Origin of the sequence: Cupriavidus pampae (assembly GCF_914271485.1) — a bacterium.
Lineage (GTDB): Bacteria > Pseudomonadota > Gammaproteobacteria > Burkholderiales > Burkholderiaceae > Cupriavidus > Cupriavidus pampae.
This window is the reverse complement of the sequence record NZ_CAJZAG010000004.1, coordinates 209,616-226,853: the sequence shown is the minus strand read 5'-3', so window position 1 is coordinate 226,853 and position 17,238 is coordinate 209,616. Positions and strand designations below refer to the sequence as shown.

The 17,238-nt window shown below is 65.8% G+C and carries 11 protein-coding genes; 7 read left to right on the top strand and 4 right to left on the bottom strand.

What is annotated here, in order from left to right:
- Positions 1-20: 20 nt before the first annotated feature.
- The 3 genes from LDO41_RS11830 to LDO41_RS11820 form a co-directional block, all read right to left on the bottom strand.
- Positions 21-572 (bottom strand): penicillin-binding protein activator LpoB, encoded by a 552-nt coding sequence (locus tag LDO41_RS11830; protein ID WP_223988145.1) that lies wholly within the window; start codon positions 570-572, stop codon positions 21-23.
- A 67-nt stretch (positions 573-639) separates the two neighbouring features.
- Positions 640-4,854 carry a tetratricopeptide repeat protein gene (locus tag LDO41_RS11825; RefSeq protein ID WP_223988141.1) on the bottom strand — a complete coding sequence of 1,405 codons (4,215 nt, stop codon included), beginning with the start codon at positions 4,852-4,854 and terminating at the stop codon, positions 640-642.
- Positions 4,817-7,618: a bifunctional glycoside hydrolase 114/ polysaccharide deacetylase family protein gene (locus LDO41_RS11820; protein ID WP_223988703.1), complete on the bottom strand. Its 2,802-nt coding sequence runs from the start codon at positions 7,616-7,618 to the stop codon at positions 4,817-4,819. The genes LDO41_RS11825 and LDO41_RS11820 overlap by 38 nt, the downstream gene beginning before the upstream one ends.
- A gap of 937 nt (positions 7,619-8,555) precedes the next feature.
- Between LDO41_RS11820 and LDO41_RS11815 the strand changes: the two genes are divergently transcribed.
- The 4 genes from LDO41_RS11815 to LDO41_RS11800 all read left to right on the top strand — a co-directional run bounded on the left by LDO41_RS11815 (position 8,556) and on the right by LDO41_RS11800 (position 12,675).
- Positions 8,556-8,759, top strand: coding sequence for a cold-shock protein (locus LDO41_RS11815; protein WP_039009350.1), 204 nt, complete (start codon positions 8,556-8,558; stop codon positions 8,757-8,759).
- A gap of 225 nt (positions 8,760-8,984) precedes the next feature.
- A complete protein-coding gene (gene hpnD, locus LDO41_RS11810) occupies positions 8,985-9,836 on the top strand; it encodes a presqualene diphosphate synthase HpnD (RefSeq protein WP_223988138.1) in 852 nt (283 codons plus the stop codon).
- A gap of 121 nt (positions 9,837-9,957) precedes the next feature.
- Positions 9,958-11,973: a squalene--hopene cyclase gene (gene shc / locus LDO41_RS11805; protein ID WP_223988135.1), complete on the top strand. Its 2,016-nt coding sequence runs from the start codon at positions 9,958-9,960 to the stop codon at positions 11,971-11,973.
- A 3-nt stretch (positions 11,974-11,976) separates the two neighbouring features.
- Entirely contained in the window at positions 11,977-12,675 is a 699-nt protein-coding gene (locus LDO41_RS11800; RefSeq protein ID WP_223988132.1) for a phosphorylase, read from the top strand.
- A gap of 13 nt (positions 12,676-12,688) precedes the next feature.
- Here LDO41_RS11800 and LDO41_RS11795 read toward each other — a convergent pair whose 3' ends face one another.
- Complete coding sequence (locus tag LDO41_RS11795; RefSeq protein ID WP_223988130.1) at positions 12,689-13,939, bottom strand: Hsp70 family protein; 1,251 nt, start codon at positions 13,937-13,939, stop codon at positions 12,689-12,691.
- A 223-nt stretch (positions 13,940-14,162) separates the two neighbouring features.
- Between LDO41_RS11795 and LDO41_RS11790 the strand changes: the two genes are divergently transcribed.
- The 3 genes from LDO41_RS11790 to LDO41_RS11780 are packed head-to-tail and all read left to right on the top strand — an operon-like array spanning position 14,163 to position 17,237.
- Entirely contained in the window at positions 14,163-15,185 is a 1,023-nt protein-coding gene (locus tag LDO41_RS11790) for a Bug family tripartite tricarboxylate transporter substrate binding protein (protein ID WP_223988126.1), read from the top strand.
- A 13-nt stretch (positions 15,186-15,198) separates the two neighbouring features.
- A complete protein-coding gene (locus tag LDO41_RS11785; RefSeq protein ID WP_223988123.1) occupies positions 15,199-16,398 on the top strand; it encodes a CaiB/BaiF CoA transferase family protein in 1,200 nt (399 codons plus the stop codon).
- Entirely contained in the window at positions 16,395-17,237 is an 843-nt protein-coding gene (locus LDO41_RS11780) for a citryl-CoA lyase (RefSeq protein WP_223988121.1), read from the top strand. Before LDO41_RS11785 ends, LDO41_RS11780 begins: the two co-directional genes overlap by 4 nt.
- Position 17,238 lies beyond the last annotated feature (1 nt).

Genomic DNA, 17,238 nt, shown 5'->3' with positions numbered 1-17,238 from the left:
TCTTCAGAATCAAACCGGAATCAACCCTGCGTCAGCGGAGCCAGCAGGCGGCGCAGCAGCTTCTGCGCGGTGCCGGACAGCGACTCACGGCTCCAACCACTGTCGCTGCCGGTGGCCGACCACACCACGTCGCCGCTCGACACGTCGATCAGTTGCAGCGAGATGCCTACGGCCGGTTCGCCGTCCACACCCACCTTGTAGCGCCATTCCTGCACGGCACCGGTCAGGGCGTAACGCGCGCGTTCGCCGCGTGCCCATTCAAGCGCCTTGCCTACCGACTCGCGCTCGGCCGGCTCGAACAGCGTTTCCGGATTCAGGCTGGCCGGGTAGCGCTTGACGCTGGCGATGCCATTGGTCTTGAGCAGCGATTCGGTAATCGCTTCCGCGCGCAGGCCAGCCTGCGGCGTTTCCGTGTAGTTCACGATCGGCAGCATCGCCACCGTATCGCCACGCGCGATCGCGGGCGCGCGGCCCACGTCCGTTACCGCGCAACCTGCCAGCCACAGCGCCGCGCCGAGCGCGCCGCACCATGCCGCCAGGCGGCCCATGCGAGTCGTCATCCGCTTGTTCATTTCATTCTCCCTGTTTTCTGCTGAAAGCAATCATCGTGATCAATGGAACCAGCCCAACAAAGCCAGCTCAATACAGCCAACGGTAGCGCAGGCCAACTTCGGTCAACGGTGTACCGCCATTGCGGGCGGCCGTTTCATGCGACCAGTACACCGCCAGGTGGTCGTTGCCGAACACCCTGCCGGCAATGCCGAGACGCGCGCGGAAGTTCTGGCCCGCGCGCGTGTCGCGCAGCAGACCCACTTCCGCGAACGGACGGAATTTCTTGGTGTAGTCGTCGAGCAACTCGGTACCGAAGTCGAACACCACACCCGCCTGCGTGAATCCGCGCGGCATGAAGAACGACGACGTGGTCTCGTCGTCATCGGGCGGCACCAGGCGCTGCAGACGCGGCGACAACGTGTTGCCGTTGGCGCTGTAGTTCGCGTGCGTACCGACCAGGCGTACGGTGTAGTCCGGATACGAGGTACGGATGCGATAGCCGGCCTCGATGTCGTACACCATGCCGTGGCCGAGTACCGTGCGGTCCTGACCGTAGAAGTGATCGTACTGAACGCGACCACCGATGAACTCGCGCAGGCTCAGGCGATACTGCGCGCCGAGGGCGAACGTGTCCTTCGCACCGCCGACGCGCAGGTACGGCGACTCGTCGGCCTGCTGGTTGTAGCCAGCCAGCGTGGTGAACGTGACGCGGCCATCCTGGTTCCAGTCGCCGAGGAAGCGCGCGGTGGTCATGTTGTCGAGACCATCGCGACGGCCCACGCCAATCAGGTAGCGCTTCTGCGAGTCGCGATAGTTCAGCGCGAGTTCGGCGCGGCGATCCTGCGACGGCACGTTGACGAGCTGCGTCTGGTCAGTCGAGCGCTGATCGCGCCACGTACCACGCAGGTTCAGCGCGTAGCCACCCCACAGACGCGCGCCGCCGCCCAGGCTGTACTCGTAGTACTCCAGCGGCTTCTGGTGCATGAACGTCACGCGCGGCTCGATGGCCTGCGCGTCGAACAGCAGCGCGTCCTGCAACGTGTCCTGCAGCAGGTCGTCGGTGCGCGCCAGATCCTGCGCGTTGAACGCGAGCGTCTGTGCGGCGCCGATGCGGTCGAGTGCGCGATTGGCCTCGATCCGGCTCGTCACCGGCACGCGGCCCACCTGACGCTCCAGAATGCGGTCGATCGCATTGAGATCGTTGTTGTCCAGCGCGATCGAGATCTCGGCATAGGCCGGACGCTGGAAGCGCTGCACATACTGGCGCGCGAGCCACGAGCGTGCCAGTTCGTTGGACTCGGACGACATCGCCCAGGCCAGTGCCACCTCGCGGCTCTCCGCCGAGATCGCGTTCTGACGGCGGCGCTCGCGCTCGGTCAGCGCGGCGGGCGGCTTGACCTCGAGCTTCGGCAGGCCCGGTACATCGCCGAGCAGCGACGGTGACTTCGGGTCCGTCGGCGAGGCCTGGCGCGCGGCGACGATTGCGCGGTCGCGGCGCAACATCTCGATCACGAGCGTGCGGGACACATCGCCCGATGCAAAAGTCTGGCCGAGCGACACCATCTGGCGCTGCAACTCGTTGCGCGACGGCAGGCCCTGCTCATTCTCTTCGTCTTCGTCATCCTCGTCGTCGTTGACCTCCGCCCCCTTCAGACCGCCCTGCGCCCAGTTGTGATGCAGATCGATCCACGCCTGACGGCGAATGCGCCAGGCCATGTCTTCCTGGCCGATCGCCTCGTACGCATCGGCAGCCAGACCCAGCCACAGCGGATCGGCCGACTTGCCCACGGCCATCTTGCGCAGGTAATGCAGCGCGGTGCGGCCATCCTGGAAACGCATCGAACCGGCGGCGTACGCACCCCACAGACTCGGATCGTCCTCGGCTTCGTTGCGCAGGCGCTGCATCACTGCCCGCACCTCGTCGTCGGTGCCCATGTCGACCAGCGCCCACAGCAGGCCGGCAAACGTCTCGCTGTCCGCGTCGGGCAGGCTCACCGCGTGACGCAGCTCGGCCAGCGACTTGTCGCGCTGACCGGTGGCGCGGTAGTACTCGGCGCGGCGCATGACGAAGCGCGCCGACTGGTTGGCTTCGCGGCGCTCCTCGGGCGTCAGGCTCGCGAGCAGACGCTCGATCCGGATCCACGCGTGGGCGCGCGTGTAGTAATACACCGCGAGTTCGAGCTGCGAGATCTTGTGATGCTTGTTCCATCCCGCCTCGGCGATGCGGCCCGCATCGATCGGCGTCTTGTCGTAGTACGCGATCAGGTTCGAGAAGTCGGCCTCCTCGGTGTCCCGCACTTCGGACAGGCAGTCGTTGCGCGCGGCACCGGCCGGCATCTTCATGCACTCGGCGTCCTGCGGCTGGCCCACCGAGATCAGCATCTGGCGATAGGCGTCGCGCAACAGCTCGTCGCGCTGCGTCAGCTTGGCGAGTTCGGTGAAGGTGCGCCAGTACAGCGTGTCCTTCGGGCCCGCCTTGGCACGCGCGGGCAACATCGCGTCCATGGCCTGCGAGATGCGGCCCTTGACGTACAGCATGTTGGCACGCTTGACCGCGTACTGCGGACGCGCGCCAAAACGGCGTTCGAGCTGGCCATAGAGATCGAATGCGCGGTCGTCACGGCCCGCGCGCTCGGCCAGCTCGGCATTGCGCTCCATCACTTCGCGCGCATGCGGACCATTGCTGAGACTGTCGAGGAACGCCATCGCGGCCTCGGGCTCGCCGAGACGCTCGTAGGCGGCTACCACTTCGTCCACGGTCTTCAGGTCGCCGCGACTCGCGCGATGACGCAGTGCCTGCAGGTAGGCGCGATCGTCGGACAGGCCCGGCGCGAGGCGCAGCACGTTGTTCCATGCGCGTTCGTCGTTGGTCGCCTGCGCGTACTCGAGCCAGCTCTGCAAGGCGATGGTCGGTTGGCGATTCCATTCCGCGACCTGTGCCAGACGCTCGCGCCAGACCATCTGGCCAGGCTGCTTCTGCACGGCGGTCTGCGCCACGCGCATGGCCTGATCGAGATTGCCCGCCGCGAGAAACACGCGATACGCGAGTTCATAGTCGTCGGCATTGAACGGTTTGCCTTCGGCGGTGGCCGTCGCGACGTCGGCCTTGGCCTGCGCCTGAGCCTGAGCTTGCGACGGCGCGGCGGCCTGGGGCGCAGCCTGTGCGAGCTGCGTCGGCTGTGCGGCCTGCTGTACGACTTGCGGTGAGGTGCCCGTGTCAGCGACGCGGCGCATGCCGAAGGCCTCGCCCATCGCCTCGCGGCGCGCCACACCACGTGGGCCGTCGAGATAGACGAATTTGCGCGCAAGCCACGGCTCGGTATCGGAAACGCGACGCACGCCCGCCTGCGGCAGTACGTTCGGACCGACCACAGGCCCGATCACGGTACCGTCGGCGAGATGCTGGCCGGTGCCGAGCGACGACAGCTTGAGCAGGCGCTCCACGTAGCGCGACGCCACGTCTGGACGATTCGCCGCCAGCGCGAGCTTCGTCAGGAAGCGCAGCACGTCCGGATCGTTGAGCAACTTGCCGCCGCGACGGTCCGCCTGAATCAGCGCTTCCTCGAGCAGGTTGCCTGACTGCAGCGTCTGCAGCGCCTGCAGGAACAGCTTGCGCTGCTCCTCGGGATTGCTCGTACGCGTCTGCGCTTCGAACAGGGCGTTGGCGGATTCGCGATAGTCACCGCTGCCGAGCGCGATGCCCGCCAGTTGCTTGTTGTAGAAGTCCGCATGCGCGGGGTCGCGGGTGGCGAGCGCGCTGTACAGCTTGCTTGCCGGCTCCGTGGCACCAGCCTGACTGGCCTGCGTGGCAAGGCCCTGCAGCTCCGCCAGTGTCCAGCGCGACAGTTGGCGCTGCTCGGTGGCGGTCGCGAGCAACGTCTTCATATGCGCCATGTACTCGGCACGCTCGGGCGTGTCGGGCTGCGCCGCATAGGCGCGCTGCAGCGTGATGTCGATGCGCGTGCGCAGGATCGGACCCGAGGCGTCGATGCCCTGCACGGTCTGCATGCGATCGAGCATCTTCTCGGCATCGTCGAGGCGGCCGCTGCGTGCGTATTGTTCCGCCAGCACGCCCAGGAAGTTCACATCGTTGGGCGCGACGCGCGACCACGCCTCGAGGTAGGCGACGGTCAGGCCATCGACGGTGCGCCCCTGGCCGAGCAGACGCTCGCGCAGGGTCTCGCGCGGAAACATGAGGCCGAGGCCGATCCCCACCATCGCGGTGAAGGTCAGCACGAGCGCGGGCGGCAGCAGCCGCTCGCGCTCAACCGGCGCAACGGACTTCGACGGATTGCTGGACATTGATGGGATCGGTTACCGCGGGAAGGTCGAAGCGCACCGTGTTGCGATCGCGCGTGCCCGTCACGGGCTTGCCATCGATCGTCACGCTGCATTGGCCGGCGTTGGCGAGCCGGAAGAAGGGCTTGAAGTAGCCGGCGAAGGTGAAGCGCGTCACACCGCCATCGCGCTTCCAGTCGCGCACGAGGCCGTTGGCCTCGGCGAGCTCCGGCACCACCGCCGTCGGCGTCGCCACCGTGGTGAAGCGCGCGTCGCCGCCCGACAGCTGGACATACACGCCACCGCCCGGTGCCGGCGAGCTGCCGGTGACGCCGCGCGCGCTGGCCACATCGGGCTTGCCCTCGCCGGTCCAGCGCAGATTGCGCAGGTTGCCATCGCCACGCACGACCCAGGCGCCGTTCGCGGGCGCACCGTCGTCACCAGTGCCCAGCTCGCGCGCCACCGCCATGCTCTGCCAGTCGAGCACCTTGCGCACGTAGTCGGTCGAGTGGATCGGCATAAACGGCTGCGACAGCACGTAGTCGTACACCTTGCGCAGCGCGCGCAGCGATGCCGCCTTGGTACCCGAATAGCTGTGGTAGTAGATGTTGACGGGCTTGAAGCGGTATGGCTTGTCGGTCAGCTCGTAAGTCTCGATCACGCGTTCGAAGCCATAGAACGGGCCATGCCACAGGTTCGTGTAGATGTTCTCGTTCTGGTTCGTCGCGAACACCTGGAACGTGTTCTCGGCCTTGTGGATGCCCAGCGGCGCGACCGCGGTCCACGACGGATTGCTCCGCGTGATCATCGTGTCGCCACCATTCATGTTCAGCACGCCCGCCTGCTGGGTCAGCTTCAGCGCCTCGGGCGGCGCCTGGCAGTCGCCCGGCCACAGCAGCATCTTGACGGGCTTGCCCGGGGGCGCCAGCACGCGGTTGATATAGTCGATCGAGCCACCGATCTCGCGCGGGAGGCTCAGCTTGTAACCCGGAATCGCCAGATGATAGTCGTCGTCGCCTTCGGCAAAGCGGGCATTGCTCTGCTGCGGCTGGACCGTGCGCGTCCACTCGAACGGGTGCGAGTACGTGTGGCTGGCCACTTCAACGTACGGCTGCGCGAAGATCTTGCGCGCAATCGGCTCGAGCTCCGGCGCCAGCTTCGGGTACATGCCGGTCTTGGCCACTTCGCCCTCGATCACCGACATCGTCATCGGCAGCTTGTAGCGGTCGAACACCTCGCGGAACAGCACCTCGCCCGAATAACCGCCACCGGGAATCTCGGCCTTCGAGGCAAAACCGTCACCGTCGATATGGATCGTCAACAACCGGCGGCCGCTTTCGGTCGTCGTGTCGGGAACCGGCATGCGCGGCAGGCGCAGCGCTTCCGTCAGGAATTTCAGCGGCTCCACGACCCAGCGGTCCTGGTTCGTCGCCGTGTTTTCGCGCACCGCGTACGGGCCCATCACGTAACCGCCCCACGGCATGATCGCCGCGGCGTCGTACGTGAGCGAACCGGACTTCAGGCGCAGCAGCGAACGCGCACCGGCGGTGTCGGGCACCTGCACCGAGATCGCCTCGGTACGGTCCGGCGCCACCGGCGTCTCGAAGCCCATCATCTTGTCCTGCGACACGATCTGCACCGGGCCCGCGACGCGGCCCTTGACCGGCTTGAGGCTCAGCATGCGCGCGAGCGAGCCGCCGACCTGCGCGCCGAAATCGTTGAGAAACACTACTGGCACGCCCTGCGCGATCCGCTTCTCCACCCACGCGAAGAATCGGCCCGGGTCCTTGGTCACATTACCGTTGAGCCAGACCACCACACCCGCGTAACGGTCGGGGCCGATCTCGGGCAACGGATCGCGGGTCTCGGCAAAGTCGACGCGATAACCAAGGTAGTTCAGCGGCATCGAGACGAAGCGCACGCCGGCGGTATCGTCGACCACCACGTCGGATTCACTCTCCTGCACCACCAGCACGCGGCGCGGCATGACCTCGACGCGGCCAATGCCGATGGTCTGCAGGCCGGGGTCGGTCACGTACGGCGTGATGCCGAGCGCCGAGATGCGGCGCGCGGTATCACGCGCACACTTGCGGTCGAACGGGGGGCAATAGTCGATGGACACCACCGGCAGGCGGTACTGCTCGCGCACGATGCGTGCCTGGTTCAGCAACCACTCGCGGTCCTTGTCGCTGACCTCGGTATAGCGAGTACCGGCCTGGTCCCAGCCACGGAACAGCGATTCGAATACGACCGCATAGGCCAGGTCATGCACCTGCGGCAGGATCTCGAAGCCACGATTGAACACCAGCTTGGCTTCCGGATAACGCGCCTTGACCGCGCGCAGCACCTTGACCATGCCGGCTTCCTGACGCGCGCGTTCGGCGTCGGTCTTGGCAATCAGATGATAAGAATCGAGCGTATCGAGGAAGAAGCCGCGATAGCCGCGCTCCCACAACGGGGTGATGACCTTCTCGACGTAGAACTCGGCCCAGCCGTCGGCGGCCTGGTCGACCACGCGGGCCTGCCAGGCGTCGTTGTTGCCCTTGAGCCAGCCGGCCGGAATGTCTTTGTAGTAGCCACGCGACGGCAGCACTTCGCCCACGCTGACATAGGCGAACCATGCGGTGTGCGGCGTATTGGCGGTACGCGGATCGAACCCGCTATCCGGCTCGACCACCGCGGCATCGAATGCCTGCAGCGCGTCCACCGGCGGCTTGGCACCGTAGTGGAACGCTATGTCGAGCGTACCTTGCGCGGCTGCACCGGTCCCGAATGCGGACAGCGCGATGGCAAGGGAAAAGCAGGAAGAAAGGCGCGACCACAGACGCGCCCAGGCCGTTCTGATTGTTGGCTTCACTGGCGGTTCCGCTTCTTCTTTCTGTTACGGCATCGCGCTATGAATGCCCGCCCCGTTGCGGAGATTCACTTTGCGCTGACCCTGCTCGATGCCGGCTTGGGCGACACGGTACCGGAAAACGGCCGTGGCGCAAGCAGGCAGGATGCTAGGCCATTCGTTTCAAACAGATTGTCAAAAATTGTGGCTGGCCATTTGGCGTGCCACGACAACAACGTCGAAGTAACTGGAATGTGGACGGAATAGTCCAATCAAGGTCGCGGCGAGCGCTATGCCCCCCGGTTTTGCGTGACTTGCATGATGTTCCCCGGTTACTTCGAAAGCGCCAGTCGGGCGGGTGCCAGCGGCGCGAAAAACTGGTGTTGCGGCTTTCTGCCTTGTCGTGAGCCCATTGTCACGGCATGCCGTGACCAAGGCCATAGTCCATAAGGAGTAAGAAAGAAGGAGTAAAGAAGGATGAGTCCTGCATCTGCCCTCACTTACTTTTGCTTATCGACCGTCTACTCTTATGTACGAATTTCATATATCGAAACGAGAGGTAACCTACCACTGATTTAATGGCTGCGATGTCAGACAAAAACCGATTCGAAGTCAATAATCTTTATATCTGTCCTTTGCAGACGTAAACGACTTTCGTGTTCGCCAAGGGGTTTGGTGGATTGACACGTCGGAAAAAACCGGCAGAATGATTCCCGCAAGCGAGTCGTTCACGGCGATTTTCGCCACCGTTCTTTGTGCAGTTTTTTGACCGCTTCGGCCGAGCCTCGGTCCACGCCAGGCTCATAAGCCGGGCTGTTAGAAGACAGCCCGTTTGATGACTCATGCAATCCGGGCAATCACGCTCATCTGAAATTCAAGGTTGGATAGGAACATGGAAACCGGTACTGTCAAGTGGTTCAACGACGCGAAGGGCTTCGGCTTCATCACCCCCGATGCGGGTGGCAATGATTTGTTCGCCCATTTCTCCGCGATCGAGGGCAATGGCTTCAAGTCGTTGAAGGAAGGCCAGAAGGTTCGCTACGTGAAGGCCATGGGCCAGAAGGGCGAACAGGCTACGAAGATCCAGGCAGTGTGATACCGGTCTGTCTATCTCGGCCAAAATTGTAGAAGAGGCCCCGCGAATCGCGGGGCCTTTTTGTTTGGGTAGCCGTTTTCTTTCGGCGCTGCCTCGCGACGCGCCCCGCGCCCGATATGGCCGCCCCGCCACAAAGGCACCCCTTCGGTGAAGTTGCTATAATCGCCCGACTCAAAAATCCAGCGCCGTCCTTGCGGCAACCCCATTAGCGTGCCGAGGAAATCAGTGGCCGGTACAGACATCGCAACGCCTGGCGGCCCCATCACAGGACCCGCCGCATCATCCGGCAGCTCGTTCCATACGGCGCTGCGCATTCTGCCGCCTTCGCAGCGGCAGGCCATGTTCGAGATCTACGCGTTCTGCCGTGCGGTGGATGACATTGCGGACGACGGCGATGCCCCCGAGCAGGAACGGCTGGACGCGCTTCAGCAATGGCGTACAGATCTCGCCGCCTGCTATGCGGGCAGCGCGCCCGCACGGCTGCGCGCGCTCGATGTGCAGATCCGCGCGTTCCAGCTCAAGCAACAGGACTTCCTGGACGTGATCGACGGCATGACCATGGACGTGGTCGCCGATATCCAGGCGCCGCCCGCGCAGACGCTCGATCTGTACTGCGACCGCGTGGCCAGCGCCGTGGGCCGCCTGGCGGTGCGCGTGTTCGGCCTCGAGGAAGCGCCGGGCATCGAGCTCGCGTACCATTTGGGCCGCGCGCTGCAGTTGACGAATATCCTGCGCGACCTCGACGAGGACGCGGCCATCAATCGGCTCTATCTGCCGGCTGAAGGCCTGGCCGCCGCGGATATTCCGCTCGGCACGCCGCACGCGGTCATCGATCATCCGAATATCGACCGCGTGTGCATCGCGATCGCACGCGAGGCCCAGACGCATTACGATGCATCGGCCAAGATCATGGCGCGCTGCCCCTCGAAGCTGGTGCGCTCGCCGCGCATCATGTTCGATGTGTACCACGGCATCCTGACGCGCCTGCTGGCGCGCGGATGGCGCCCGCCGCGCACGCGTGTGCGCGTGCCCAAGGCGCGACTCGTGTGGATCCTGTTGCGCCACACCCTGTTCTGACCACAGAAACCATTAGATACAGATTACAGATCGCAGATGAGATGGGTCGCCCTCGGCGGCCGACGCGGTAATCGCGATCATCGCCTTACCGCATGTCCATCGTGTGACCGCCCCCGAATAGATGAACCAAGCTGCATTGTCTTCCCGTCCCGTTACCGCGTCGCCACCGAAGCCCGGCGTGTCCCTTCCCTCCGCGCTGCCGGACCCGCTCGACGCTGGCATCGCCAGCGCCGTCGATGCACTGCTGGACCAGCAGCAGGCGGATGGTCACTGGGTCTACCAGCTGGAAGCCGACGCGACGATTCCGGCCGAGTACGTGCTGATGGTGCATTACCTCGGCGAGACCGCCGACCTCGAACTCGAACGCCGCATCGGCCGCTACCTGCGCCGCATCCAGAGTGCCGACGGCGGCTGGCCGCTGTTCCATGACGGCGCCGCCGACGTGAGTGCTTCCGTCAAGGCGTACTTCGCACTGAAGATGATCGGCGACGATGTCCACGCCGAGCATATGGTGCGCGCGCGCAAGGCCATTCACGCGCTGGGGGGTGCCGAGTCCAGCAACGTCTTCACGCGCACGCTGCTCGCGTTGTTCGGCGTCATGCCGTGGCGCGCGGTGCCGATGATGCCGGTGGAAATCATGCTTCTGCCGGAGTGGTTCCCGTTCCATCTGTCGAAGGTCTCGTACTGGGCGCGCACGGTGATCGTGCCGCTGCTGGTGCTAAACAGCCTGCGCCCGCGCGCGCGCAATCCGCGCCAGATCGGTATCGACGAACTGTTCCTCAAGCCCGCGCGCACACTGGGCCTGCCGGGCAAGGCACCGCATCAGAGCCGGCTCTGGTTCACGGTCTTCAGCGCGCTGGACGGCGTGATTCGTCGCGCCGAACCGCTGTTCCCGCGCAGCGCGCGCAAGCGTGCGATCGAACGCGCGCGCACCTTTACGGTGGAGCGCCTGAATGGAGAGGATGGCCTGGGCGCGATCTTCCCGGCCATGGCCAACTCGGTGATGATGTTCGACGTGCTCGGCGTGCCGGCCGACGATCCCAATCGTGCCATCGCGCGCAAGTCGATCGACAAGCTGCTGGTGATCGACGAAGCCGCGGACGAAGCCTACTGCCAGCCGTGCCTGTCGCCAGTGTGGGACACCTCGCTGGCGGCCCACGCGCTGCTGGAAGCGCGCGAGCCCCGCGCGGTCGCGGCTGCCGCGCGCGGTCTCGACTGGCTGGTGCCGCTGCAGGAGCTGGACCTGATCGGTGACTGGGCGGTGCGCCGTCCCAACGTACGCCCGGGTGGTTGGGCCTTCCAGTACCGGAACGCGCATTACCCCGATGTCGACGACACCGCAGTGGTGGCCGTGGCCATGGATCGCGCCGACAAGGTAGTAGAAGGCAAGCCGCGCTACGACGAGGCGGTGGCACGTGCCCGCGAATGGGTAGTCGGCATGCAGAGCAGCAATGGTGGCTGGGGTGCATTCGAGCCCGAGAACACGCACCTGTATCTGAACAACATTCCGTTCGCCGATCACGGCGCGCTACTGGATCCGCCCACCGCCGACGTTTCGGCGCGCTGCCTGTCCATGCTGTGCCAGATCGGCGAGATGCCCGCGACCAGCGAGCCGGCGGCGCGTGCGCTGCGCTATCTGCTCGACGAACAGGAAGCCAACGGCAGCTGGTATGGCCGCTGGGGCACCAACTTTATCTACGGTACGTGGAGCGCACTGTGCGCGTTGAACGCGGCCGGCATCGGCGCCGATGCGCCCGAGATGCAGCGCGCGGCCGCATGGCTGATCGGCATCCAGAACGATGATGGCGGCTGGGGCGAGGGTGGCGAGAGCTACAAGCTCGAGTACACGGGCCACGAGCACGCGCAGAGCGTTGCGTCGCAGACCGCCTGGGCCTTGCTGGGGCTGATGGCAGCCGGCAAGGGCAACCATCCGGCCGTGGCGCGCGGCGTCGACTATCTGCTGCGCACGCAGGCCGCGCACGGCTTGTGGGATGAGGCGCGCTTCACGGCGGTCGGCTTCCCGCGCGTGTTCTATCTGCGCTATCACGGCTATGCACGCTTCTTCCCGCTGTGGGCGATCGCGCGTTTCCGCAATCTTCAGCGCGAAGGCAATCGCGCGCTGACCTGGGGTATGTGACCGATGGCGGAAGCCACCGTGCTGGCGGTCAGCGGGATGACGTTCGAATCCCGCATCGCCGCAGGGCCGGGCGTTGCCACGCTGCATGGCTTTCGCGACCGCGCGCTGGAAACCACACTGGCTGAAGTGCTGGGGCGCGAGCGGGTATGGGACGGCGTGATCAGCATCGGCGTGGCCGGTGGACTCGCGCCGCAACTGGCGCCCGGAACGGTGATCGTTGCCGCGGGCGTGCAGGATGGCGACGTGCTGCTGCCGTGCGATACGCGCTGGCAGGACGCATTGCGCGGCGCCCTGCCGCATGCGATGTCAGGGTTGATCGCGGGTGTGGACGCAGCCGTCACCACGGTGGCGGACAAGGCTACGTTGCATGGGCTGCGCGGCGCGCTGGCCGTCGATATGGAATCGCATATTGCCGCGCGTGCGGCAATTGATCATGGCCTGCCATTCGCGGCGCTGCGCGTAGTGGTCGATCCGGCCGAACGTCCGGTGCCGCCGCTTGCGGTGGCGGGCATGGCTGCCGATGGCAGCACCGATATCCGTGCCATCTTGCTTGGTCTGCTCAAAGCACCGTGGGAACTCGGCGGTCTGATCCGCCTCGGCCGTGACGCGGCGGCCGCCAAGACCGCGCTGACGCGCGCGCGCCAGTTGGCCGGCCTTGCGCTTCTCGCTCCGCTCTCCCTGCGGGAGAGCGGCCGGGGGTGAAGCCAGCTACCTCTTAGCCGAACTTGCGCATGGCATCGCGGGCCAGACCCGAGCCGATGCCGCCGAACAGATCGCCTTCCACGCGGCGCGCATGCGGCAGCAGATGCGCGAGCCGCTCGCGCAGCATCGGCACGCTGCTGGAACCGCCGGTGAACAGGATTGTGTCCACCTTGTCGCCCGTCACGCCGGCGTCGGTCAGCATGTTGCGCACCGCCGTTTCCGTCTTGGTCACGAGCTTGTGGATCGACTGATCGAAGTCGTCGCGCGTGATCGTCAGCACGAGGTCCGGCGCAATGCGGCCCAGATCCACGCCGGTCTCGTCGCTCTCCGACAACGCAATCTTCGCCGCTTCCACCTGAATGGCCAGCCAATGGCCCGCGCGGTCCTTGATCAGCCGGATCAGACGATCGAGCTTCTCGGTTTCGGCCGCATCGCGGTAGTTGTCCATCACCACCGACCAGGCCTTGCGCGTGTAGACGAGGTTGATCGTATGCCAGCTCGCGAGGTCGAAATACTGGCTCGACGGCATCTCCTTGCCATTGCGCAGCGTGCTGCCAAGCCCGAGCAGCGGCATCGCGCTCGCCAGACTCAATGCGCGATCGAAGTCGGTGCCGCCGATATGCACACCGCCATTGGCCAGAATGTCCTCATGTCGGTCCAGACGCCTGGCGCGCTCGGGCGATAGCCGCACCAGCGAGAAGTCGGAGGTACCGCCGCCGATATCGGCCACCAGCACGAGTTCTTCGTGCGTGATACCCGCTTCGTAATCGAACGCGGCCGCAATCGGCTCGTACTGGAACGCGATGTCCTTGAACCCCGCCTTGCGCGCGATATCCGCGAGCGTGTCCTCGGCCAGCTTGTCGGCCACCGGGTCCTCATCGATGAAGAACACGGGCCGGCCCAGCACCGCCTGCGTGAACGTGGTGCCCGCGGCCTGCTCGCCGCGGCGCTTCAGTTCGCCGATGAAATGCGCGAGCAGGTCGCGGAACGGCATCGCGCGGCCCATGACCTCGGTGCTGTCGTCCATCATCGACGTGCCCAGCAGGCTCTTGAGCGAACGCATCAGCCGGCCTTCGTAGCCGGCCAGATAGTCCGACAACGCGGCGCGGCCGTAGGCCACGAGCGGGTCCTCGGCGTGGAAGAAGATCACGGACGGCAGCGTGGACTTGCCGTCCTCGAGCGGCAGCAGGACCGGATGACCGGGGCGCAACCAGCCCATCGTGGAATTGGACGTGCCGAAGTCTAGGCCGCAGGCGTGTGACATGAGGGAGAAACAGAATGGGAGGTGACGGGGCGCCATTGTAGTGGACTGGAACGGTCCGACGCGCGCGGCGATAAACGGAATGTGCGCGAATGCGTGGCGATGCGGGGTCAGATTGCCCCGCTTGACATCGGGGCAGCTCCGCTCATATCCTGCGTTGGTTCTTTCTTTAAGATCGTTGTTCTATCTTATAGAACGCAAAATAATGCTTCCCGGAGACCATTCCATGCGCCCCACCTCCTTTCATGCCCCCCGTCGCGCCGCGCTGCGCCGCCTGAGCGCTCTTACCGGCACCACCCTCGCCGCCCTCGCCGTCCCGAGCCTGCTGACCCCGATCGCGTCCGCCATCGCCGCTGGCTATCCGACCCAGCCGATTCGCCTCGTGGTGCCGTTCCCGCCTGCGGGCGGCACCGACGTGCTGACGCGCCTCGTCTTCGACAAGGTGGCCCCGGCCGCGCACTGGACCGTGGTGGTGGAAAACCGCGCGGGCGCCGGCGGCAATATCGGCCTCGATGCGGTGGCCAAGGCCAAGCCCGATGGCTACACGATCGGCATGGGCCAGACCGCCAACCTCGCGATCAACCCGACGCTGTACCCGAAGCTCCCGTTCGATCCGCTCAAGGACTTCACGCCGGTGGTGCTGGTGTCCGCGCAGCCGGTGGTGCTGATCGTGCGTCAGGACGCGCCGTTCAAGTCGCTGGCCGACTTCGTGGCCGCGGCCAAGGGCAAACAGATGTCGATGGCCTCGGCCGGCACTGGCACGGTTGGCCATCTGACCGGCGAAATGTTCCAGCGCCGTGCTGGCTTCAAGGCGCTGCACGTGCCGTACAAGGGCGCATCGCCCGCGCTGACCGACCTGATGGGCGGTCAGACCGATTTCTACTTCGCCACGCCGCCGATCGCGCTGCCGATGATCAAGGCCGGTCGCCTGCGCGCCATCGCCGTGACGTCGCCCAAGCGCCTGGCGCTGCTGCCGAATGTGCCGACCGTGGCCGAGCAGGGTTTCGCTGGCTTCCAGGCGGAAGACTGGAAGGCGCTCGTGGCGCCGGCCGGCACGCCAGCGGAGGTGGTCGCGCGACTCAACGAGGAAGTCAACAAGCAGCTCAAGCAGCCGGACACCATCGCGCGCCTGCGCGAGGAAGGCAGCGAGCCGCGCGGTGGTACCGCGCCCGAACTCGGTGCCTTTATCAAGAGCGAGAACACGCGCTGGGGCGCGATCGTGCGCGAGTCCGGCGCGCGGGTGGAGTAAGGAGGGCCATTCGATGCAGAAGCCGCTACGCAATATCCGTGTACTCGACCTGACCAACGTGCTGGCCGGCCCGTTCTGCTGCCACCAGCTCGCGCACATGGGGGCCGAGGTGATCAAGGTGGAGACGCCGGGCACCGGCGACCTCGCGCGCCAGCTCGGCGCTGATGCCGAACTGAACAAGCGTCTGATGGGCGTGTCGTTCCTCGCGCAGAATCCGGGCAAGCGTTCGATCACCGTCAACTTCAAGCACGCGCAGGGCAAGGAAGTGTTCCGCAAGCTCGTACGCAGTGCCGACGTGGTGGTCGAGAATTTTCGTCCGGGCGTGATGACGCGCCTGGGGCTCGGCTACGAGGAACTGCGCAAGGAGAATCCGCGCCTGATCTACTGCGCGATCTCCGGCTTCGGCCAGGACGGCCCGCTCTCCGATCTGCCCGCGTATGACCAGATCATCCAGGGCATGTCCGGCGTCATGAGCATTACCGGCGATGCCGAGACCGCGCCGTATCGCGTTGGCTACCCTGTCTCGGACACGATCGGCGGCATTACGGCGGCGTTCTCGATCGCCGCGTCGCTGGCCGATCATGAACGCACCGAGGGCTACTTCCTCGACGTCTCGATGCTCGAGGCCACGCTCGCGACCATGGGCTGGGTGGTATCGAACCATCTGATCGCGGGCAAGAATCCGTCGCCGATGGGGAACGTGAATATGACCGCGAGCCCGTCGGGCACGTTCCGTACCGGTGACGGCCCGCTCAATATCGCGGCCAACAAGCAGGAACAGTTCGAAGCGGTGTGCCGCGTGATCGAGCGGCCCGACCTCGCCACCGATCCGCGTTTTGCCGAACGCCAGGCGCGTCTGGCCAATCGCGCCGAGCTCACGCAGGCGCTCGAAGGCGAGCTCGCGCGCAAGTCGGCGACCGAATGGTGGCAGTTGTTCAACGACGCGGGTGTGCCGGCAGGGCCGGTGATGGATGTGCCCGACACGCTCGCGCATCCGCAGGTGCGCGACCGCGGCATGATCGGCCATTTTGCCGACGTGCCCGGTGTGGGCCGCGACATCCGGCTCGTGCGCACGGGCTTCAAGGTCAATGGCGAGGCACCGTCGGTAGACCTGCCACCGCCGCAACTGGGCGCGCATACCGACGAGATTCTCGCGCAGCTCGGCTACGACGCCACGGACATTGCATCGCTCAAGGAGGCACGCGCGGTATGACTACGGAAGACAAGAAGGCCATGGACGCCGGCCAGCAGGCGTCGCAGGACTGGTGGCGCACCGAGATCATCGATATGAAGCCGGGCGAGATTCGCTATCGCGGCTACCCCATCGAGCAGCTGATCGGACGCGTCTCGTTTGCGCAGATGATCTGGCTGATGCTGCGCGGCGAACTGCCTGCGCGCCGCGAAGGAGAGCTGCTCGACGCCGCACTGATGGCGGCGGTCGATCACGGCCCGCAGGCGCCGAGCATCGCGATTGCGCGCATGGCCGCCACTTGCGGCGTTGGCCTCAACAATGCGATGGCGTCGGCGGTGAACGTGCTGGGCGACGTGCATGGCGGCGCTGGCGAGCAGGCGGTGGAGCTGTACCAGGACGTCGCGCGGCGCATCGATGCGGGGGCCTCGCAGGATGACGCCGTCGCGGCGGCGCTGCAGGAATATCGCGATCTGCACGGCAAGTTCGTGTCGGGCTTTGGGCATCGCTTCCATCCGCTCGATCCGCGCGCGCCGCGACTGCTCGAACTGGTCGATGCTGCCGCGAAGGATGGTGTGGTGTCGGGCCGCTTCGCGGGCATCGCGCGCGCGGTGGAAGCGGCGCTCGGCGCGGGCCGCAGCAAGCCGATTCCGATGAATATCGATGGCGCTACCGCGGTGATCTACGCCGAGCTTGGCTTTCCCGCCCCGCTCGCGCGCGGGCTGTTCTGCCTGTCGCGCTCGGTGGGCATCCTGTCGCACGCATGGGAACAAACCCAGCAGGGCGGCCGCAACAAGGGGCCGATTCCGCGTCAGTTCCTGTGGACGTACGACGGCAAGCCGCAGCGCGACGTCGAGGTTTGAG